This is a genomic window from Staphylococcus sp. M0911, from assembly GCF_003491325.1.
In the GTDB taxonomy this organism is placed as follows: Bacteria; Bacillota; Bacilli; order Staphylococcales; family Staphylococcaceae; genus Staphylococcus; species Staphylococcus warneri_A.
This window is the reverse complement of the sequence record NZ_CP022881.1, coordinates 2,100,318-2,121,054: the sequence shown is the minus strand read 5'-3', so window position 1 is coordinate 2,121,054 and position 20,737 is coordinate 2,100,318. Positions and strand designations below refer to the sequence as shown.

General features: G+C 32.3%; 22 protein-coding genes. 13 read left to right on the top strand and 9 right to left on the bottom strand.

What is annotated here, in order from left to right; translation table 11 throughout:
- Positions 1-96: 96 nt before the first annotated feature.
- From ssp1_RS10345 to ssp1_RS10335, 3 genes are all read left to right on the top strand, one after another.
- Entirely contained in the window at positions 97-603 is a 507-nt protein-coding gene (locus tag ssp1_RS10345) for an SA0570 family protein (RefSeq protein WP_075778617.1), read from the top strand.
- A gap of 322 nt (positions 604-925) precedes the next feature.
- Positions 926-1,642, top strand: coding sequence for a hypothetical protein (locus ssp1_RS10340; RefSeq protein ID WP_075778618.1), 717 nt, complete (start codon positions 926-928; stop codon positions 1,640-1,642).
- Between the two features lie 329 nt (positions 1,643-1,971).
- Complete coding sequence (locus ssp1_RS10335; protein ID WP_002451056.1) at positions 1,972-2,775, top strand: alpha/beta fold hydrolase; 804 nt, start codon at positions 1,972-1,974, stop codon at positions 2,773-2,775.
- Positions 2,776-3,007: 232 nt separating this feature from the next.
- On the opposite strand, the gene sarA is transcribed toward ssp1_RS10335, so the two are convergent.
- The 5 genes from sarA to sroA all read right to left on the bottom strand — a co-directional run bounded on the left by sarA (position 3,008) and on the right by sroA (position 6,667).
- The gene (gene sarA, locus ssp1_RS10330) at positions 3,008-3,382 is read right to left on the bottom strand and encodes a global transcriptional regulator SarA (RefSeq protein ID WP_002451055.1); all 375 of its coding nucleotides are present in this window, start codon (positions 3,380-3,382) and stop codon (positions 3,008-3,010) included.
- 353 nt (positions 3,383-3,735) lie between these two features.
- Positions 3,736-4,698 (bottom strand): efflux RND transporter periplasmic adaptor subunit, encoded by a 963-nt coding sequence (locus ssp1_RS10325; RefSeq protein ID WP_240328888.1) that lies wholly within the window; start codon positions 4,696-4,698, stop codon positions 3,736-3,738.
- 434 nt (positions 4,699-5,132) lie between these two features.
- Positions 5,133-6,062, bottom strand: coding sequence for a DMT family transporter (locus tag ssp1_RS10320; protein ID WP_037552008.1), 930 nt, complete (start codon positions 6,060-6,062; stop codon positions 5,133-5,135).
- A gap of 166 nt (positions 6,063-6,228) precedes the next feature.
- Positions 6,229-6,450 carry a DUF2922 domain-containing protein gene (locus ssp1_RS10315; RefSeq protein ID WP_002451051.1) on the bottom strand — a complete coding sequence of 74 codons (222 nt, stop codon included), beginning with the start codon at positions 6,448-6,450 and terminating at the stop codon, positions 6,229-6,231.
- 10 nt (positions 6,451-6,460) lie between these two features.
- On the bottom strand, positions 6,461-6,667 hold the full coding sequence (gene sroA, locus ssp1_RS10310) for a sigS mRNA-stabilizing protein SroA (protein WP_002451050.1): 207 nt from the start codon (positions 6,665-6,667) through the stop codon (positions 6,461-6,463).
- Positions 6,668-6,806: 139 nt separating this feature from the next.
- Between sroA and ssp1_RS10305 the strand changes: the two genes are divergently transcribed.
- The 9 genes from ssp1_RS10305 to ssp1_RS10265 all read left to right on the top strand — a co-directional run bounded on the left by ssp1_RS10305 (position 6,807) and on the right by ssp1_RS10265 (position 15,818).
- Positions 6,807-7,364 carry a tyrosine-type recombinase/integrase gene (locus ssp1_RS10305; protein WP_118828215.1) on the top strand — a complete coding sequence of 186 codons (558 nt, stop codon included), beginning with the start codon at positions 6,807-6,809 and terminating at the stop codon, positions 7,362-7,364.
- 20 nt (positions 7,365-7,384) lie between these two features.
- Complete coding sequence (gene mnhA2 / locus ssp1_RS10300) at positions 7,385-9,787, top strand: Na+/H+ antiporter Mnh2 subunit A (protein WP_075778669.1); 2,403 nt, start codon at positions 7,385-7,387, stop codon at positions 9,785-9,787.
- The gene (gene mnhB2 / locus ssp1_RS10295) at positions 9,774-10,199 is read left to right on the top strand and encodes a Na+/H+ antiporter Mnh2 subunit B (RefSeq protein ID WP_002451047.1); all 426 of its coding nucleotides are present in this window, start codon (positions 9,774-9,776) and stop codon (positions 10,197-10,199) included. Before mnhA2 ends, mnhB2 begins: the two co-directional genes overlap by 14 nt.
- Positions 10,196-10,540 (top strand): Na+/H+ antiporter Mnh2 subunit C, encoded by a 345-nt coding sequence (mnhC2, locus tag ssp1_RS10290; protein ID WP_002451046.1) that lies wholly within the window; start codon positions 10,196-10,198, stop codon positions 10,538-10,540. The genes mnhB2 and mnhC2 overlap by 4 nt, the downstream gene beginning before the upstream one ends.
- The gene (gene mnhD2 / locus ssp1_RS10285) at positions 10,530-12,029 is read left to right on the top strand and encodes a Na+/H+ antiporter Mnh2 subunit D (protein ID WP_100066972.1); all 1,500 of its coding nucleotides are present in this window, start codon (positions 10,530-10,532) and stop codon (positions 12,027-12,029) included. The genes mnhC2 and mnhD2 overlap by 11 nt, the downstream gene beginning before the upstream one ends.
- Positions 12,030-12,512, top strand: coding sequence for a Na+/H+ antiporter Mnh2 subunit E (gene mnhE2 / locus ssp1_RS10280; protein WP_002451044.1), 483 nt, complete (start codon positions 12,030-12,032; stop codon positions 12,510-12,512).
- A complete protein-coding gene (mnhF2, locus tag ssp1_RS10275; protein ID WP_118828214.1) occupies positions 12,509-12,811 on the top strand; it encodes a Na+/H+ antiporter Mnh2 subunit F in 303 nt (100 codons plus the stop codon). Before mnhE2 ends, mnhF2 begins: the two co-directional genes overlap by 4 nt.
- The gene (mnhG2, locus tag ssp1_RS10270; protein ID WP_002451042.1) at positions 12,786-13,241 is read left to right on the top strand and encodes a Na+/H+ antiporter Mnh2 subunit G; all 456 of its coding nucleotides are present in this window, start codon (positions 12,786-12,788) and stop codon (positions 13,239-13,241) included. The genes mnhF2 and mnhG2 overlap by 26 nt, the downstream gene beginning before the upstream one ends.
- Before the next feature lie 534 nt (positions 13,242-13,775).
- A complete protein-coding gene (locus tag ssp1_RS10265; protein ID WP_002451041.1) occupies positions 13,776-15,818 on the top strand; it encodes a cation:proton antiporter in 2,043 nt (680 codons plus the stop codon).
- Positions 15,819-16,415: 597 nt separating this feature from the next.
- Here ssp1_RS10265 and mntC read toward each other — a convergent pair.
- From mntC to ssp1_RS10250, 3 genes are read right to left on the bottom strand one after another with little or no spacing between them, the layout of a single operon-like run.
- Positions 16,416-17,345, bottom strand: coding sequence for a manganese ABC transporter substrate-binding lipoprotein MntC (gene mntC, locus ssp1_RS10260; RefSeq protein WP_075778854.1), 930 nt, complete (start codon positions 17,343-17,345; stop codon positions 16,416-16,418).
- Positions 17,346-18,179, bottom strand: a complete 834-nt coding sequence (locus tag ssp1_RS10255; RefSeq protein ID WP_002451039.1) for a metal ABC transporter permease — start codon at positions 18,177-18,179, stop codon at positions 17,346-17,348. It lies immediately after the preceding gene.
- Positions 18,180-18,181: 2 nt separating this feature from the next.
- Positions 18,182-18,922 carry a metal ABC transporter ATP-binding protein gene (locus ssp1_RS10250; protein WP_049423081.1) on the bottom strand — a complete coding sequence of 247 codons (741 nt, stop codon included), beginning with the start codon at positions 18,920-18,922 and terminating at the stop codon, positions 18,182-18,184.
- Between the two features lie 121 nt (positions 18,923-19,043).
- Between ssp1_RS10250 and ssp1_RS10245 the strand changes: the two genes are divergently transcribed.
- The gene (locus ssp1_RS10245; protein WP_002451037.1) at positions 19,044-19,688 is read left to right on the top strand and encodes a metal-dependent transcriptional regulator; all 645 of its coding nucleotides are present in this window, start codon (positions 19,044-19,046) and stop codon (positions 19,686-19,688) included.
- Positions 19,689-19,817: 129 nt separating this feature from the next.
- On the opposite strand, the gene ssp1_RS10240 is transcribed toward ssp1_RS10245, so the two are convergent.
- Entirely contained in the window at positions 19,818-20,570 is a 753-nt protein-coding gene (locus tag ssp1_RS10240; protein WP_075778855.1) for a M50 family metallopeptidase, read from the bottom strand.
- Positions 20,571-20,737: the final 167 nt, after the last annotated feature.

Here is a 20,737-nt window from a genome sequence, read left to right as displayed (position 1 = left end):
TAATAATTTTGTAATGATGTTGTCATATTAGTAATATTTGTAGTATACTGTGATTAAGCACAAGAAAGAGATATTGATATAAAGGAGAGAGTGCTTATGAAAAAGTTAATGGCATCATTAGTTGTTTCAGGACTAGTTGTCACAGGAGTAAACGTTAATCACGTCGAAGCAGCAACTGGTAATTCAATTCAAACAGTTCAACAAATCACACAAGGTGATCAATCATTAGAAAATGTAAAATTAGGCGAATCAATGCAAAGCGTCTTAGGTAAATATAGCAGTCCTATTTATTCTTATAATGAAAATGGTTCAGAACATTACTATGAATTTAGAACAAATAAAGGTGTATTATTAGTAACAGCAGATGGTAAAAAAGATAGAGGTCATGTGACACGTGTATCTATGACTTATAATAAAGCTAACGGTCCAACATATAATGCAGTTAAACGCAGTGTAAGTCCAAATGCTTCTAGTCGCGTTCATTATAATCATGTTACTGGTAACTTTGGATATATCAAAGATAAAAATGCTAGCTATCAATTTAGTTCAAATTCACCTAAAGATAAAAATGTTAAACTATATAGAGTAGATTTAGGTAAATAATACGTCATCAATATTTTAAATATGAATAGCCGACAAACCGATGTTGAGTTACTTTTTTAAGTTTCTTACAGTGTTTGTCGGTTATTTTGTGTGTAATGATTGATGTCAAGGTTTTATCGTTATAAAGGATAATGACTCATTTTTGATATAAAATAAAAATAAGGTTGAAGAAATGGGAATTCAATTATGTTACAATGCTATATTGATAGTAAGAAAAAGTAATTAAAATGCATGTCGGAAGTAAATACGGATAGGAAATGACTTCCGTAATTGAAGTTAAGATTAACAAAGCATCTAGAAAGCGTAATTAAAGGAGCTTAACATGAGGACAAATGATAAAGTACTACTCGAAAATATAAATGATTACTTTAGTCATAAGGGAATGTCACCAAACCTTATAGATGATATTAAAGAAAAGTTTCGTATAGATATTCAAAAGTCAGAGGCAAAAGATCAAGATTACATAGAGTATAGACAGAAATCGCCAGCACAAATTATTTTAATTATACAACGTAATCTATTTGCGCTTGAACTTAATCCTATCATCTTTTTTATTATTAATTTTATATTGATTTCATATTTATATGACAAGCAATATGTGCAATTTCAAGCGATTACAGGCATTAGCTTGTTTTACAGCATAGTGATTTTTCCAATATCCATATTGATTTATCATCGAATCAATAAAAAAAATTATCTCTACAGTAATCGATATGAAATGATAGGCGGATTTATAATAGCTGCAATAGCGTTGATACTTATTATTATGCAAGGATTCCATTTCAATTGGTCGATTATACCTATATCTATGTATGGTCATCAATTTGTATTCTTTGTGGGTATTATTTTATGTATTGCAGGAATCTATTTAAAAAAATTAGAATTTACTGGGTTAGGATTGTTAGTTTGTCAAAAAACGATTGATGCGATGGTATCCAATCCAGATATCGCACAAATTTTCTCATTAGTTATATGGATTCTATTAGTGATATTAATTATTTACTGTACAATTAAATTATCAGAGAGAACAAAAAGTTAAAAAAGTTGGGAGAAGGTCTTCATTCGTTTTTCGAATGAAGGCTTTTTTCTTTAGAAAGGAGAATGATCTACACATGAGCTATAAATGATTTGGTCAACGAAATGACCCTAATTGATACCTAGTCATCCTTGCGGGGGTAACACTAAGAAATTAAAAATTACAGAGTTACTCCCTAAGAATTTCTAAGCAATTTCTTGCAGAAGGGGAGGAACGCCTGAGCTATAGCTCAGGCATAAGAAGTTCTAAGCAATTTCTTGCTAAGAACTTCTAAATATTGGCGTAAAGGTATTTTCAAATGGGTATAGTACATACTAAAGGGAGGTGCCACTATGGACAAAATTCAATTAGGCAATGGTATTGAAATTGCTTATCGTGATGTAGGGCAAGGCATTCCCATCGTATTAATTCATGGATTAGATGGCAACTTAGCAGCATTTAAACAATTATCAGAACGGTTAAGTGATCGCTATAGAGTCATAACTTATGATGTACGTGGTCATGGGAAATCATCTAGATGTGATTCTTTTGATTTAGAGGATCATATTGAAGATTTGTATATATTAATGGAGCAATTAAATATTAGCTCTGCACATATCTTAGGACATGATATGGGTGGATTAATCGGTAAAAGATTTACCGAAAAATATCCATTTAAGACAATTTCATTAACTGCAGTTGCTTCAAAAAGAGAGGATATTACTCACGGATTTACTAAATTAATGGTGGAACATCAAGATTTAGTTGCAGGTTTTAATAAATCGGAGGCAGTTCTTTTACTTTTTCCAATTTTATTTAAAGAGCAAGACAATACAATGAGATGGTTCCAAGATCAAAGAATGTATTATAGACCATCATCAGAGGAAAGTGCTATCGCTATTAGAGCGCTAATCTCTTATAATGCACAAGAACAAGAAGAACGTCCATTGGTCAACGTACCAACATTAATCATTAATGGATTTTATGATCCTTTGATTAAGGATAAAAATAATTATTGTGTAGACGATCATTTTGAAAATATTACTAAAATGGTATTTAATGACTCAGGTCATGCGCCACATATCGAAGAACCAGAAAAATTTGAGAGTGTATATACAGATTTTATTAGTTCAATTGAACAATGGATTGAAAGATAACGATTGACTCAAAAAGGGATTTTATCACACGTGCACATTGCACGAGGATAAAATCCCTTTTGATTTCAGACACGTTATATACTTTTTCAAATCTATTTATCATTAAAAAATACCTATCTTTTCAAAGATAGGTATGAGATGGTTAGATATTTACATTGAAATCTATTAAGTTGTTAGATTAACTGTTTATATCTATCTATCTCTTATCAAACATCATCACTTGAGTTGAAGCTTAGACTTCGTTTTCGTCATTAGCTTCAGTGATTCGTTTGTTAACACGTTTTAATAATTCATCGATTTTTTTACGTTGTTTAGTATTAACTAAAATTAATACTGTTCTTTCATCATGTTCATTACGTTTTTTGTCGAAATAATCTTCTTGTGATAAGTTTTTAACAGCTTTTACAACTTGTGGTTGTTTGTAGTTTAAGTGGTTAATAATATCTTTAAGATAGTATTCCTCTTCTTTGTGTTCACTAATATAAGTTAAAACTGCGAATTCCTCAAAGCTAATTGAGAATTCTTTTTTGATAATACTTTTTAATTTGTCAGCATAAGTGACCATTGCTAGTAATTCGAAGCAATCATTTATTTTTGAAATAGCCATTACTGAAACCTCCCTATTATATACACTTACATATACCTCTATAAGTGCTTTTACCCGATTTTATATATTTATATCTTTTTTTTGAAAAATACGAAGTGTCTGCCATAATTTAGTATTAAATTAATTTAAAGAATTATATTTAATGCTATATTATTTAGTTAATTATAACTAAATAAAATTAAGAAGTAAACAAATAAGTGTTTATAAAACAAATTATTGATTGTGATATATCTTTTTTTTCTTAAAAATAGCATTTTTCTAATTCAAATTTATCATAGCAAATTCAAATTTTCTGTAATTTAATAAAAAAACAACTAAAAAGTAAAGTTTTTGAAATGATTATTACAAATAACTTATTTATAAACCTTTTTTAAAGATGCTGAAGGCGTAGAAACAACGTTTTCATTCAACATTAATCCTTGTGTAACATTTATATACCCATATTGCTTAGCAGTATTGTATTTAATTTCTCGTTTTACGATTTTATTTTTTAGTTTAACGAGGACATACTTGCTTTCTACTAATGCACTTTTAGGGATACGTATATGATCAGAATAGAGTCTAACTTTGAAGTGGGTGCCGATATCATAATGTGGTTGAGTCGATATTTCAATTTGATACATGGATGTTTGCTTATTAATTTGTTTTGGAATATTTGAAATATATTTAACTTTTCCAATGAATCGATTTTTATCATTAGAATAGATTGAAATATTTTGATTTATTTTTAATAAATCTTTTTCAGATTCTGATATAGTAGCACGAATAATACGTTCTTTGCTATTGATTTGCATTATAGGCTGATTATTTTTAGAAGGAGATTTGTTTAGCATATGTATATAGCCGCTAATAGGGGTATAAGTTTGCGTATAAACTTCTGATTTATCTTTTAAGAATTGTGATTGATGAAGTGTTCTTTCTGTTAGTTGTTGCTGTTGGGAAGATGATAATTTAGGGAAGTTGTGCTGGATTTGTTTGAGAGTTAGTTGTTGCTGATCATCAAGTTGTGTTGCTTTCGATGGGTTGAAATATTCTAAAAGCGGGGAATTCTTTTTTACATAAGTATGGGGTTTAACGAATAGTCTATGGATGTAGCCATATTGCTTGTCGTAATAAAGAGTGAAAGTTTCGACAGCTTCTTGCGTGCCTATAGTAGAAAGTAAGGTTTCATGTTTAGTCTTAATTGTTTTAACTTGGTCAAGCTGATCGGGAGAATGAGAAGAACGATAAAGGTAAAAACCGAATCCTGAGGAAATAATGGTTAATAGAAGTATTAAAGAAAATATCATCGTTTTGTTTAAGTTCAATATGTTCACCTCGGTGGAGTAAGATGTGATTATTATACTACAAAAATAGAATTGTAAAAATATTAAAACAAAATATTATTTGAAATGGTGTCATAACTATTTGATAGAGTTACAGATTATGAAAAAACACGATTTAGATGATAAAAAAAGAGGTCTGGACAAAAGCGTTTAGGATTTGAGCAGAACCGAACGATGATAAAGAACTACTTCCTTATTCATAGGTTAGTAGTTCTTACAAACTCAATAGTTGAGTTTGTTCATTTGAATTGTTTTCCAAATTTTGTCGAATCGTGAGCGTTTGCCCAACTTGCATTATTTGCAGAAATTGGAATACCAATTTCTCTATGTTGGGTCCCTTCTGCCGATAATCCTGCTTTTGGGACGCCGTTAATCGGTTTCCAAAAGCACCAAAACTTTATGTCTCAACCTCAACAATTAAAACGTTAGAATAAACGTAATAATATAATGCCTATAGCAATACAACTTAAGCCAATACATTTTCTTAGTGTGATTCTGTTTTTGGGTGTGCCCAGTAAACCAAAGTGATCGATAATTACGCCCATTAACATTTGTCCGAGCATACCAACAATGGTAGTTAAAGCAGCGCCTAGAAATGGCATCAGTATCACATTGGAAGTAACAAAAGCCATACCTAAGATACCACCCACAAAATAAATTGATTTGATATGACCCAAATCCGGATGTGTTTGGTTGATTTTTAAGCTTCTATGGAAAATTAATGTCAAAATGAGTAATGCGATTGTACCTATCGTAAACGATACTAATGAAGCAAAGAATGATGAATGGACTTCTTTTGCTAACGCACTATTGATTGTCGTTTGGATAGGCGGCGCACATCCGAAAATAAAGCCAACGATTAACCATATATATAAATTCGAGTGAGATTGACGTAAGAGTTTGTCTTTAGGAATTTGATTCATAAGTAAAATACCTATAAGTAAAAGAACTATACCCACTGCTTTAAACAAGGTGAATGGTTGTTGGCTTGCACCAAACAAACCTAAAGTATCAATGGCAACGCCCATGATAATTTGACCAGCTACTGTAATGACAACGGTAAGTGCTGCGCCTAATCTAGGTAATAATAATAAGTTACCAGTTAAGAAACATACGCCTAATAAGCCACCTACAAACCAGTGATAATTAAAGGTTTGTTCTGTAAAGAATTGAGGTGTGAGCATATGAGGGTTAATTATTAAATTCAGAATGATTAAACATAAGGTTCCCACACCGAAAGACACTGTTGAAGCATAAAAAGATGAACGTGTGTATTGACTTAGTCTTGAGTTTACGGATGTCTGTATAGGAATTAACATACCGACAAAGATACCTAAAAAATAAAGTAAAGCCATAATTGAAGTCACTCTTTTCTCGACAGAATGAATCAATTATATCGAAAAAGACACTATTATAAAATAGTAGATGATGTATAAATCAAATGATTTATATACATCTATTCAAACAAAAAAGCCCTATACCCAATGTGATGAATATCAGAGGGTATAGGACGTCGATCAATTATTTATTTTCAAAAAGGATTTGTGTATTTTTGGATACAATATAAGCAGCATACACTTTGTGGATTGTGCCGACATTTGATTTTAAAATATCTAATTTTAATAATTGATCCATACTTTCTTTTACAACCTGTTCGGTTAGTGTGCTATCATTTTCGGGTATTTGTAACTTTATTGGTTTGTCTAAGTTACTTTTAAAAACAAGGTCTAATGTAGTTTTCATAAGCATTCTCCTATACTAATGATTGTGTTCTAATGGCTTCAACTTTATCAAATGATTCGCCAGTCAAGCGTTCGATAATCGTTGAAAATGTTTTGATTTGTTCGTCTGTTGTAGTCGGTTTTAAATTTGAAAAACGTCGTTTATGTTGGATTGCTTTACCTTCTGAATCATAAGTAATACGAGTTAAAACAACCACCAGTTGATTCACTTCATTCATTGTTGTAACCTCCTTTCACTATATATATCGAAATAAAAATTAAAAAGGGTCACAATTTAATAAATAAATTTAAGCAGATTACTTTAATGTTACTTAATCATGTTTTATCATTAAATAAGAAACTTAATAAGGAGGACGTATGAATCAAGTAGAGCCGATTAGAAGAACAGAAGATATACAAAAAATGTATAGTGTGTTGCGATCTCGTTCTCAAAGAGACTATTTATTATTTAAATTTGCTATACATACAGGAATTAAATTGTCGGAATTGTTAAATATGAGTGTTCAACGACTGAAATCAATTGAAAGTGGGAATATAAAATCAACTTGGATTGATGATGGAGAACCAACGATTCAAATTTTATTACCACCTGATTTAAGAAATGAGTTACAAGACTATATTGAATATTATCAAATTAAAGATAATGATCTTGTTTTTCAGTCAATACGGACAGGTAAAGGGCTATCACGACAACAAGCTTATCGTATTATTAACAAAGCGGCTGAAGAGTTAGACATACCACATATTGGATTAACTACATTGAGAAAAACCTTTGCATATCACGCATATCATTCGGGAATATCGATTTCAATAATCCAGAAATATTTAGGGCATCAAACAACCAATGAAACAATGAAATTTATCGGTATTAAAGATAAAATGCATAATCGTACTGTCATTGCGTTAAATCTATAATATAAAAAAGGAGGCTTTTGATGGGCTTGATATACCTAATGGTTCTACTGTTAGCCATTATGGGTTTGGTGCTATTAACTATGTCACATAGCAAATTGAATGCTTTGGCCAGTTACGTTGCACTCAGTGCCCCCATAATTACATCAATTTATTTTATCTCGAAGATACCACAAATTGTGCAACAACAATTTATAGCAGTTCAAGTGCCTTGGATGACTTCGTTAGATATTAATATTGACATGAGGCTAGACGGACTTAGTTTAATGTTTGCTTTAATTATTTCATTAATTGGTGTAGCGGTATTTTTCTATGCTACACAATACTTATCACCTCAAACGGATAACCTACCTAGATTCTTCTTTTATTTACTATTATTCATGTTCAGTATGTTAGGCATTGTACTTTCCAATAATACAATTTTAATGTATGTCTTTTGGGAATTAACTAGTGTGTCATCGTTTTTACTTATTTCATATTGGTACGATAACGGTAATAGTCAATTAGGTGCTATTCAATCGTTTATGATAACGGTATTAGGTGGATTAGCATTACTAACAGGATTTATTATGCTGTATTTGATGACAGGTACAAACACGATTACGGATATTTTAGATCAACGTCATCATTTGATTAACCATCCTTTATTTATACCAATGATGTTGATGATTTTATTAGGTGCTTTTACGAAATCAGCACAATTTCCATTTCATGTATGGTTGCCTAAAGCGATGGCAGCACCGACGCCAGTCAGTGCATATTTACATTCAGCTACTATGGTGAAAGCAGGTATTTTCTTATTATTCCGCTTCACACCTGTCTTAGGACTAAGTGATGCTTATATTTATATCGTAACTTTTGTAGGATTGATTACGATGCTATTTGGTTCATTAACCGCATTAAGACAATACGATTTAAAAGGTATTTTAGCGTATTCTACTATCAGCCAATTAGGTATGATGATGTCAATGGTAGGTATTGGTGGCGGTTATGCACAACATCCATCTGATTCATTAACAGAGTTTTATGTTTTAGTTTTATTTGCTGGTTTATTTCATTTAATGAATCACGCCATTTTTAAATGTGCTTTGTTTATGGGTGTAGGTATTATCGACCATGAAGCGGGAACAAGAGATATTCGTTATTTAAATGGCATGCGTAAGCTTTTCCCTAAAATGCATATTGCTATGTTAATCGCTGCTTTATCGATGGCAGGGGTACCATTTTTAAATGGCTTTTTAAGTAAAGAAATGTTCTTCGACGCATTAGTGAAGGCTAGTCATTTAGAGCAATTTGGCATCATGCTCACAGTAATTGTTGTCGCAATAGGTGTCATCGCAAGTATCTTTACCTTTACGTATGCACTTTACATGGTAAAAGAAACATTTTGGGGCAAATTTAATACAACTTATTTTACGAAAAAAGATATACATGAACCTTGGTTGTTTAGCATGCCTTCATTAGTATTAATGATACTTATACCAATCATATTCTTTATTCCGAACCTTTTCGGTCAAAATGTGATTTTACCGGCGCTTAGATCGGTTACAGATGCAGGCTCAAAAGTAGATGCGATAGCGCCGCATATTTCTCAATGGCATGGGGTTAATTTACCACTTATTCTAAGCGTGACTGTCATTGTTTTAGGCGTTGTGTTGGCCTTATCAATAGATTGGAAGTCATTGACACATCGTATCATTAAGCATGCGTCGATAACTAAATCGTATCAACACGTTTATCGACAATTCGAGTTATATTCTGGATACAGTATTAGAATGTTGATGAAAAATAAACTCAATCACTATATCATCATTACATTACTTATCTTTGTTGCCATCATTCTATATGGATACATTAGTGTCGGATTCCCACATGTACATCAATTACATGTGTCTCAATTCGGACCGTTAGAAGTTATTTTATCTATAGTGACATTAGTTATCGGAATTGTACTCGTTTTTATTCGTCAACGTCTTACAATGGTTGTGCTTAATGGTGTTATTGGCTTTGCAGTAACATTATTCTTTATTGCAATGAAAGCACCCGATTTAGCTTTAACACAACTTGTGGTTGAGACAATTACAACTATTTTATTTATTGTAAGTTTCTCTAGATTACCAAACGTTCCAAGAAATAAGCCGAATATGAAAAAGGAAATTGTGAAAATCGTTGTGTCACTCATAACTGCAATGACTGTGGTCTCATTGATTTTTATTACACAACAAGCAGAGGGTATGCCAACGATTTCTAAATTCTATGAAAATGCAGATAAATTAACAGGTGGTAAAAATATTGTTAATGCTATTTTAGGTGATTTTAGAGCATTAGATACATTGTTTGAAGGCCTTGTACTTATTATTGCAGGTCTAGGGATTTATACATTACTAACTTATAAAGATCGGAGGGGACAAGATGAAAGAGAATGATGTCGTATTACGAACGGTAACTAAAGTCGTCGTATTTATACTATTAACGTTTGGGTTCTATGTTTTCTTTGCAGGACATAATAATCCAGGCGGCGGCTTTATCGGTGGTTTGATTTTTAGTTCTGCTTTTATTCTGATGTTCCTTGCATTTGATGTTAAGCAAGTGCTTATCAGTTTACCGATCGATTTTAAACAGTTAATGATTATAGGTTCTTTAATTTCATTGGCGACAGCTATTGTCCCTACATTTTTTGGTAAACCGTTTTTATATCAAACTGAAGCCAATATCGCTTTACCCTTATTAGGTCATGTACATGTTACAACAGTCACACTCTTTGAATTAGGTGTGTTATTAGCAGTTGTGGGTGTCATAGTTACAGTGATGTTGTCGATAAGTGGGGGTAAATCATGAATCTTATATTATTATTAGTGATTGGCTTTTTAGTATTTATCGGTACGTATATGATTCTATCTATTAATTTAATTCGAATTGTCATAGGTATCTCCATTTATACCCACGCAGGTAATCTCATTATCATGAGTATGGGGCGTTATGGTGGACATATGACAGAACCATTAATAACAGGAGGTAAGGCTTATTTTGTTGATCCATTATTACAAGCCATTGTTTTAACAGCTATTGTCATTGGATTTGGTATGACTGCCTTCTTACTTGTATTAATTTATAGAACATATCGAGTAACTAAAGAAGATGAAATTAACGTATTAAGGGGTGAAGATGATGATGAGTAATTTATTGATTTTACCCATGTTACTTCCATTTCTTTGCGCTTTAATACTTGTCTTTATCAAAGATAAAAGTAAAGTATCTAAATTCTTATGTATTGGCACAATGTTGGTAACAACAGTCATTTCGTTAGCATTATTAATTTATGTGATGAATGAAAAACCAATTACATTAGATTTCGGTGGATGGAAAGCACCATTCGGTATTCAATTTTTAGGCGATTCATTGAGTTTACTTATGGTCACTGTATCATCGTTTGTCATTACATTGATTATGGCTTATGGATTTGGTCGTGGAGAGCAACGTGTGAATCGTTTCCATCTTCCATCGTTCATACTATTTTTAGCTGTAGGAGTTATTGGCTCATTTCTAACTTCAGATTTGTTTAATCTATACGTTATGTTTGAAATTATGTTGCTTGCTTCTTTTGTGCTTGTCACATTAGGACAATCTGTTGAACAATTACGTGCAGCAATTATTTATGTCGTATTAAACATTATCGGATCTTGGTTTTTACTTTTCGCGATTGGTTTATTGTATAAAACAGTAGGAACACTTAATTTTTCTCATATTGCTTTAAGATTAAATAACATGGAAGATAATCAAACCGTGACGATGATTTCACTTATATTCTTGGTAGCATTCAGTTCGAAAGCGGCACTAGTTATCTTTATGTGGCTACCTAAAGCATATGCAGTATTAAACACAGAATTAGCCGCACTTTTTGCAGCATTAATGACGAAAGTCGGTGCATATGCATTAATCCGCTTCTTCACATTATTATTTGACTCTCATGCAGGTGTCACGCATCCGTTACTTATCTTCATGTCATGTCTAACAATGATTATTGGTGCTTTTGGCGTTTTAGCATACAAAGATATTAAGAAGATTGCTGCTTATCAAGTCATATTGTCGATTGGTTTTGTCATTCTTGGTTTAGGTACACATACATTTTCAGGTGTTAATGGTGCGATTTTCTATCTAGCTAACGATATTGTTGTTAAGACGTTATTATTCTTTATTGTAGGTAGCTTAGTTTATATTTCGGGTTATCGTCAGTACCATTATTTAAGTGGACTTGCTAAACGCGAACCATTCTTTGGTATAGCATTTGTTATTATGATTTTTGCGATTGGTGGGGTGCCACCATTTAGTGGTTTCCCCGGTAAAGTTTTGATTTTTAAAGGTGCCATCGAAAATGGCAACTATATTGGTCTGGGATTAATGATTGTAACCAGTCTTATTGCAATGTATAGCTTATTTAGAATCCTATTTTTAATGTACTTTGGTGACCAAGATGGCGAAGAAGTTGAATTTAAGAAAATACCAAAACATCGTAAAGGGATTCTAGGTATTCTTGTAGTAGTCATTTTATTAATGGGAATTGGAGCGCCACTAGTATTAAATGTCACTGAAAATGCGACTAAGATGAATATAGACGAGCATCAGTTCCATCAAATAGTGAATACGCATTTGAAGGAGGGAGATAATTAGATGAATCAAGTCGTTCTGAATATTGTTATTGCGTTTTTATGGGTTTTATTTCAAGATGAGGACGAATTTAAATTCACAACCTTCTTCTCTGGGTATTTAATTGGTGTGATCGTCATCTATATTTTACATCGTTTCTTTGGACAAGAGTTTTATTTGAGAAAAATATGGGTTGCCGTTAAGTTTTTAGTCGTTTACTTATATCAATTAATTACATCTAGTATTAGTACAATCAATTATATTTTGTTTAAAACGAAAGATATGAATCCTGGATTGTTAACGTATGAGACCAATTTAACTAACGATTGGGCAATTACCTTTTTAACGATTTTAATTATCATAACGCCAGGTTCAACGGTGATTCGAATATCAAAAGGAACAAATAAATTTTTAATTCATAGTATTGATGTAACGGATAAGGACAAGAAAAATTTACTACGAAATATTAAACAATATGAAGATTTAATCTTGGAGGTGACACGATGATACAAGCTATGACGGAATTTTTTATTATTGCAGCTTTGGTTATTTTTGGTATTGCATTATTGGTTTGTCTTTTGAGATTAATTAAAGGGCCGACTACTGCTGATAGAGTCGTGTCATTCGATGCGACGAGTGCCGTTGTCATGTGTATTGTTGGTGTCATGAGTGTGATTATGGGTACCGTTTCATTCCTAGATTCAATCATGTTAATAGCCATCATCTCATTTGTAAGTTCGGTGTCTATTTCTAGATTTATTGGAGGGGGGCGCGTTTTCAATGGAAACAGTAAAAGAAATCGTTAGTCTCATCTCTTCAATATTCATCTTTCTAGGTAGTGTGATTGCATTAATCAGTGCGATCGGCATCGTGAAATTCCAAGATGTATTTTTGAGAAGTCACGCTTCCACGAAAAGTGCGACGCTATCAGTATTATTAACGATTGTTGGCGTGTTAATCTATTTTGTAGTGAATACAGGATTTTTCAGTGTTAGGTTATTATTATCACTGATCTTTATTAATTTGACATCACCAGTAGGCATGCATTTAGTCGCACGTGCGGCGTATCGAAATGGTGCATACATGTATAGAAAAGATGATGTACCAAGACAGTCTTCCATATTGTTAAGTCAAAATGAATTCAACTCACCTGAAGAATTGAAAACGCGTGCTAAATTGCGTGAACAACGAAGAGAAAAATTATATTATAAAGAGAATCAAAAGCTTAATAAATAAAGGCTATGAGTAAAATAAAGCTATCGTGTATCCGTATAGAAGGATGTGCGGTAGTTTTTAATTTGTATTAGAAAAAGATGATAGTTTAAGGTGCGATTTATTTAAGTAATACTCAAAATAGTGATAAAATATTGTACAAGGAAAATTATGAATTTAAGTAGTAAATTTATTGAAAAGGGATAAAAAGATATTTTATGTGTTTGGAACTTTAAAGTATAACTTTGGGATAACGAGTACTACGTAGTTAAAAATGTATTGCATTACTTTAACATTCCAAAATCATAAAATTTGATGATACTAGTTAACTTTTCAATTCATGTTCAAATGATTGATGTATGGATAACCTAACATTGTGATAACTGAGTTGAGCCCTCCTCATAACATCTATATTAATAAAGTCAATTGTGATATAACAATCTGATAAATCTTATTATTTAAGGATTGCTTCTATATTAATTAACCTCTAGAGTACATCAATTCCTATACGTGTTACTTAATTTTCATTCCAAAACAATTCATTAAAGAGGTGAAAGTTTGGAAATATTTGAAACATTACTTATATTTATCGGCGTCGTTATTATTAGTTCTTTCGTTCATACGTTTATGCCGAAAGTACCACTAGCGTTTATTCAAATCGCTTTAGGTATGTTGTTATTTATTACTCCTATCCCTGTTGAGTTTAATTTTGATTCCGAATTATTTATGGTTGCATTAATCGCACCGCTTCTATTTGTAGAAGGCGTTAATGTCTCACGGGTGCACTTAAGAAAATATATTAAACCTGTGATGATGATGGCGTTAGGTCTAGTCATTACAACTGTCATTGGTGTAGGTTTTTTCATTCATTGGATTTGGCCTGAACTACCTACGGGTGCAGCTTTCGCGATTGCTGCTATTCTATGTCCAACTGATGCAGTAGCGGTACAAGCAATTACGAATGGTAAAGTATTACCAAAAGGAGCAATGACTATTTTAGAGGGCGAGTCATTGTTAAATGATGCGGCAGGTATCATTTCATTTAAAATTGCAGTTGGTGCATTAGTAACAGGTACATTTTCTATTATGGAATCCGTGGAACAGTTTTTAGTTGCTTCGTTAGGTGGGGCCATCGTAGGGTTACTCATTGGAATGGCTTTAGTTCGGTTTAGATTAACATTAATGCGCCGTGGTATTGAAAACATTAATATGTTTACATTTATACAGTTATTGACACCATTTGTTACATACTTAGTTGCAGAGTTATTTCATGCATCAGGTATTATCGCTGCTGTAGTGGCAGGACTCGTTCATGGATTTGAACGAGATAGAATCGCACAGACACGAACGAGATTGCAAATGAGTTATAACCATACATGGAATATTTTAGGATATGTGTTAAATGGTTTTGTTTTTTCTATATTAGGATTTTTAGTACCAGAAGTGGTAATTAACATCATTAAAACTGAACCACACAATTTACTGTTTTTAATTGTTATTACTGTACTAGTAGCATTAGCTGTTTATCTATTTAGATTCTTATGGGTTTACGTATTATATCCTTATTTCTATTTAGCTGTCAGTCCATTCCAGAAAATGATTAGCCAAGATGACGACGGTAATAATACAACGGAGAAACCACCCAAACGCAGTTTGTATGCACTTATTATGACGTTATGTGGTGTCCATGGAACGATTTCGTTAGCTATCGCATTAACGTTACCCTATTATTTAGCTGATCATCATGCATTTGATTATCGTAATGATTTGTTATTTATTGCATCAGGTATGGTGATCATCAGTTTAGTTGCGGCACAATTATTACTACCATTTGTTACTGCTAATGCGCCTGAAGTGAAAGTGGGTAGCATGAACTTCAAAGAAGCAAGAATATACATTTTGGAACATGTCATTGATTATTTAAATCAAAAATCAACTTTTGAAACCAGTTACCGTTATGGCAATGTCATTAAAGAATATCATGACAAATTAACATTCTTGAAAACGGTAGAGAAAGACGATGAAAACTCTAAAGAACTTGAAAGACTTCAAAAGATTGCGTTTAATGTGGAAACAAAAACGCTTGAACAGTTAGTAGATGACGGTAGTATCACAAATAGTATACTTGAGAACTACATGCGATATGCTGAACGTACACAGGTATATAAACAAGCATCATTAATCCGTCGTTTAATTGTATTATTTAGAGGTGCACTATTAAAACGACGCGTGAAGACAACTATTAACTCTGCTTCATCTTTAAGCGTGACAGATAACTTGTTAGAATTAGTTAAAATCAACAAAATCGTTCACTATAATGTAGTAAGACGATTAGGACAAGAAGCCAACAATGATAACAAGTTAGAGGTAGGTATGATTTGTGATGGTTACCTCATGCGTATAGATAACTTAACACCAAACAATTTCTTTAATTCTCCTAGTGAGGATACATTGACTCGTATTAAACTTAATGCATTACGTGAACAACGTCGTATTTTAAGAGAGTTAATTGAAGATGAAGAAATTACAGAAGGTACAGCTTTAAAACTTAGAGAATCAATTAATTATGATGAGATGGTTATTGTGGATAGTATGACATAATCATATTATAAATAGGAAAGCTCGTGAGGTAAGACCTCACGAGCTTTTTCCTGTATATAAAGCAGACACTCGTAAAACTCATCGGGTGAAATATAAGTTCTACGACCGACATTTATGGAGAGAATAGGCCATAAATGTTGAATCATTTGAGATTGAACCATCAGTGCATGGGTTCTATACAACCTGTTCAACAGCGTCCTATAGTGAAACCCAATTCAATCTCAATGTTATAGGGATGATTTTATAACTTTGACAGATATATGGTTTGAAAAGGGAACGTATTTCAAGCCACTTTATGATATCTTGTCAGTTTAAAACGATTTGGTAAAGGGGGATGAAATGATACCTTTACCATTGGGGAGTTAAGATAATGTATAAGCCCACTACATAAATGAGATGAGATAGACTAACACCACCATACCGTGCGTGAGAGAACGATTTTATATTTTAGGAGGATAATATAAAACTTCACGCACGATATGAGACTATTAGTTATAACATAAAGACTTAATAGGGTGGCTGAGTGTGATTCAAGTTATATCTTATTCACTCAGCCATCGGTTCTATTAAGTTGTTGCGGTAGTTACGCAAGTAGCATTATTTCATGCTACCATGTATTGTATCGATATTAGATTTCATCATTTTATAATAAGAATCACCTTTTGAGCCTTTTTTACCAATTGAATCAGTAAATACTTCTCCGTATATATCTTTATGTGTTTCTTCGGATAAGCTTTCCATCGCTTTTTTATCTACACTTGTTTCGACTAATAGATGTTTAATCTGATGCTCTTTTACAAATTGAATAGCGTGTCTCATTTGTGAAGGTGTACCTTGTTTTTCTGTGTTGATTTCCCAAATATATCCAGGCTTCACATCATATTGCTTTGCAAAGTATTTAAATGCACCTTCACTAGTAATCATGGCACGTCGTTCTTTTGGAATATCATTAAATTTGTCTTTACTTTCTTTATTAAGTTTTTCTAATTTAGATAAGTATTGATTTCCTTGATGTTTATAATCTTTTTGATTTGATGAATCATATTTGTTTAAACTATCTTGAATCGTTTTGACATACTTAATACCATTTTCAATACTTAACCATGCGTGAGGATCTAATTTATCTTTGTTGCCTTCTTCTCCGTTTAGATATATAGGTTTAACATCTTTAGAAACGGCGATGACTTTTTTATCATCCATCGATTTGCCGGCTTGTTCTAATGCTTTCTTGAACCAGCCATTACCAGTTTCTAAATTTAATCCGTTATAAAATATAACATCTGCATCTGTTAACTTTTTAATATCCTTAGGTTTGACTTCATATTCATGTGGATCTTGTCCAACAGGAACAATGCTATGGACGTCAACATGATCGCCACCGACATTTTTTACCATGTCATAAAGGATAGAATTAGTTGTGACAACTTTTAATTTATGACTGTCAGCTTGTTGTTTATCTCCATTAGATTGACTGCAACCAACCAAGACGATAAAAATGGCTAGCAATAAGGGAATGATTTTCTTCATTTAAATTACGCCTCTTCTCTGTTTATTTTTAAATGTTGTGATACCTAATGTGATAACGTAAATCGCAAATGTGCAAAGTACAATAGCTGCACCACTTGGTACGTTATATATGTAACTGAAATAAAGTCCGATAATTGAACTGATTACACCAATGAAGCTTGCGACTGCCATCATGCCATATAAATTCTTGCAAATAAGAAAGGCAGTTGAAGCGGGTGTGACTAGGAGTGCAACGACTAAAATAATGCCTACGGTTTGGATACTTGCAACCGTTACTAATGCAAGGAGTAGCATGACAAAATAATGTATTAGCTTAGTATTTAAACCATTCATTCTACTAAATGTGTTATCAAACGTAGAAATCATTAAAGGTCGATAGAATATAATGATGAGACTTAGTACAAATAGTCCGATGATCACGGTAGTCCAAAACGTTGTATGTGTGATGGCGAGTAAATTACCGAATAAAATATGGTATAAGTCAGTCGTACTATTGATGACACTGATTAAAATGACACCTAGTGCAAGGAATGCCGTAAAGCTAATGCCTATAGCTGCATCTGGCTTTGTTTTACTCTTAGAAGTAATAAATCCGATTAACATACTTGCAATCATTCCAGTTATTAACGCGCCAATAAACATTGGTATTCCAAATAAGAATGATAATGCTACTCCTGGTAATACAGCATGACTCATCGCATCGCCCATCAGTGATAATCCTCTTAATACAATTAGGCTACCTACAGTGCCACAGACAACACCAACGATCATTGAAATGATTAGTGCTCTATTTAAAAATTGATAATTTAAAAGATGTGTGAAAAAGTCATGCATATTTAGGCACTTCCTTTCGAAGATGCATCAATATGACTAGTCTGAGACATAAATGTGTCATTTAATAGTGTGTCATTATTCATTGCATCTTCAGCATCACCAAAATAACGAAGCGTTTGATTGAGCAACATAATACGATCGAAGTATTGAGAAGCCTTAGATAAGTCATGATGAACAATGAGAATCAACTTGCCTTGTGATTTTAATTGCCTAATTTTATTCATTATGAGTTGCTCGCTTTTAAAGTCAATGCCGACAAAAGGTTCGTCGAATAAATAAAGTTGACTTTTAGACATGAGTGCGCGTGCAACAAGTACACGCTGAAGTTGACCACCACTTAATGCAGAAATCTGTTTTCGTTTTAAAGATTTTAAGTCTAAATCATCTAATAATTGATTCAATTGAATTTTGGTCTCATGTCTAGGTTGATTAAACCAACCGATGTCGCCATAACATCCTGAGAGAATCACTTTTTCCACATTGATCGGAAAATCCAAATCAATATTTGATTTTTGAGGTATGTATGTCATGTATTTCAATTGAGTATGTATCGGACGTTGATAAAGTAATTGTGTGCCAGTTGCTTGGAAATCTCCTATTAATGACTTCAGTAAAGAAGACTTTCCAGCACCATTAGGCCCCATAATACCTATCATTTCACCAGTAATAGGAATTTTAAAACCAATATCTTTTAAAATATGCTTATTACCTAAAAAAAGATTTAAATTACTAACTTCAAGCAAATATTAATACCTCCTAATTAAAAGTTTAGGTTAACCTAATTTATTTTATAATAAACCGAGAAGTTTTAACATGTCAAGTAGATTCGTGATACAATAAAGTGAATATGTGTGAGGTGAAATGATGTTAACTGAAGAAAAAGAGGATTATCTCAAGGCAATATTAACGAATGACGGCGATGTATCCTTCGTATCAAATAAAAAATTATCTCAATTTTTAAATATAAAACCACCATCAGTTAGTGAAATGGTCGGGAGATTAGAAAAGTCAGGCTATGTAGAAACAAAGCCATATAAAGGTGTTAAATTAACAGAAGAAGGTTTAAATCACACTTTAGATATCATTAAAAGACATCGGTTACTTGAATTATTTTTAATAGAAATTTTGAAATATAATTGGGAAGAAGTGCATCAAGAGGCTGAAATTTTGGAGCATAGAATTTCAGATTTATTTGTTGAACGTTTAGATAATATTTTAAATTATCCAGAAACGTGTCCGCATGGTGGTGTGATTCCTAGAGATCATCATTACAAGGAAAAATATACAAAGACAATACTAGAATTTGAACCTGCTGATGTTGTCACAATTAAACGCGTTAGAGATAAGACAGAGTTGTTAGTTTATCTTTCAAGTAAGGATATTTCTATAGGTAATGATGTTGAAATTGTATCCAAAGATGACACGAATAAAGTTGTCATTATTAAGCGCAATGATGTGATTACAATTTTAAGTTATGAAAATGCTATGAATATTTTTGCGGAAAAATAATACAACACAAACTTGAGCCCTAAACTGTATCATATGGTGATTGAGATTAAATATCTTAACACCATATTTTTCAGAAGGGCTCAAGTTTTTTACTGTTTTATTATCTTTTTTTGAAGGTAGGTTGATCATTTAAGATTTGAACAATAGTAATTTGATTAATAAGTACACGGTATATAAATTGATTGTAATCCAAATTGTGCTATAGATGACTGTAGGCACTTTACTAATATCAGTTAAGGTACTGCCGTCCCAACTTTGTTTAGGTCTTTGGAATGTCAGTCTGAAAATTGTCCAAGACGATTGAAGCACTTCACCAAGTAATACGCCTAAAATAAAATGATAACTAGAACTAACAATTTGATGAATAACAAGTAAGTCATCGCTTTGGAATAGGAAATACAAGAGCATTGTCATAGCAATAATAATTATTATAGGTGATAATTTACGGGATGTTAAAATCAGAAAATAAATAAAAATTCCTAAGTACAGGAGTATGAAAAAGCTTGGATGATTATAAAATATTGTGATAATACCTATCCATAACATCATTGGAGGCATGATATAGCCACCTAATGTAGTGAACCATTGTCCAAGATAACTCTTAGATTGAGTAATTGCATAGCCCTGTTGTAAGGTAGCTTCTCTTTCAGACGGCCGTGTCACAATAACTAAATCTTTAGCATGACCACCGGATAATTTATTAAAAAGTACATGTCCGAATTCATGAGTTAATACTGGGATATAGTTAAGTATAATTGCAAAGTATCGATAGTAAGATTTATAGCGGTTTTGATGGACGATAATGTAGATGATACTTATGACTAATATGATATACATATTTAAATGAATATGAGTGGTTAAGAATGATTCGAATTGTGTCATATTAAGGCTCCGTAATTAAAATTAATCAATCGACTCAAAGTCACACTGATTTTGTAAGTTATTATCTATTATACGTTAATATCTAAAAATTATCCTTTAGACTTAAGGCGTAAATTGTACGAGTGATGAAGGTTTTTTGGATAATCATATCTTGATGAACGTTGATG

Bases quoted from the DNA above. Each gene is read 5' to 3' on its own strand.
- ssp1_RS10255 (WP_002451039.1), bottom strand. From the start codon at position 18,179: ATGCATGACTTTTTCACACATCTTTTAAATTATCAATTTTTAAATAGA.
- ssp1_RS10340 (WP_075778618.1), top strand. From the start codon at position 926: ATGAGGACAAATGATAAAGTACTACTCGAAAATATAAATGATTACTTT.
- mnhD2 (WP_100066972.1), top strand. From the start codon at position 10,530: ATGATGAGTAATTTATTGATTTTACCCATGTTACTTCCATTTCTTTGC.
- ssp1_RS10245 (WP_002451037.1), top strand. From the start codon at position 19,044: ATGTTAACTGAAGAAAAAGAGGATTATCTCAAGGCAATATTAACGAAT.
- ssp1_RS10240 (WP_075778855.1), bottom strand. From the start codon at position 20,570: ATGACACAATTCGAATCATTCTTAACCACTCATATTCATTTAAATATG.
- sroA (WP_002451050.1), bottom strand. From the start codon at position 6,667: ATGAATGAAGTGAATCAACTGGTGGTTGTTTTAACTCGTATTACTTAT.
- mnhC2 (WP_002451046.1), top strand. From the start codon at position 10,196: ATGAATCTTATATTATTATTAGTGATTGGCTTTTTAGTATTTATCGGT.
- mnhB2 (WP_002451047.1), top strand. From the start codon at position 9,774: ATGAAAGAGAATGATGTCGTATTACGAACGGTAACTAAAGTCGTCGTA.
- ssp1_RS10345 (WP_075778617.1), top strand. From the start codon at position 97: ATGAAAAAGTTAATGGCATCATTAGTTGTTTCAGGACTAGTTGTCACA.
- sarA (WP_002451055.1), bottom strand. From the start codon at position 3,382: ATGGCTATTTCAAAAATAAATGATTGCTTCGAATTACTAGCAATGGTC.
- ssp1_RS10335 (WP_002451056.1), top strand. From the start codon at position 1,972: ATGGACAAAATTCAATTAGGCAATGGTATTGAAATTGCTTATCGTGAT.
- ssp1_RS10315 (WP_002451051.1), bottom strand. From the start codon at position 6,450: ATGAAAACTACATTAGACCTTGTTTTTAAAAGTAACTTAGACAAACCA.
- mntC (WP_075778854.1), bottom strand. From the start codon at position 17,345: ATGAAGAAAATCATTCCCTTATTGCTAGCCATTTTTATCGTCTTGGTT.
- ssp1_RS10305 (WP_118828215.1), top strand. From the start codon at position 6,807: ATGAATCAAGTAGAGCCGATTAGAAGAACAGAAGATATACAAAAAATG.
- ssp1_RS10320 (WP_037552008.1), bottom strand. From the start codon at position 6,062: ATGGCTTTACTTTATTTTTTAGGTATCTTTGTCGGTATGTTAATTCCT.
- mnhG2 (WP_002451042.1), top strand. From the start codon at position 12,786: ATGGAAACAGTAAAAGAAATCGTTAGTCTCATCTCTTCAATATTCATC.
- mnhE2 (WP_002451044.1), top strand. From the start codon at position 12,030: ATGAATCAAGTCGTTCTGAATATTGTTATTGCGTTTTTATGGGTTTTA.
- mnhF2 (WP_118828214.1), top strand. From the start codon at position 12,509: ATGATACAAGCTATGACGGAATTTTTTATTATTGCAGCTTTGGTTATT.
- mnhA2 (WP_075778669.1), top strand. From the start codon at position 7,385: ATGGGCTTGATATACCTAATGGTTCTACTGTTAGCCATTATGGGTTTG.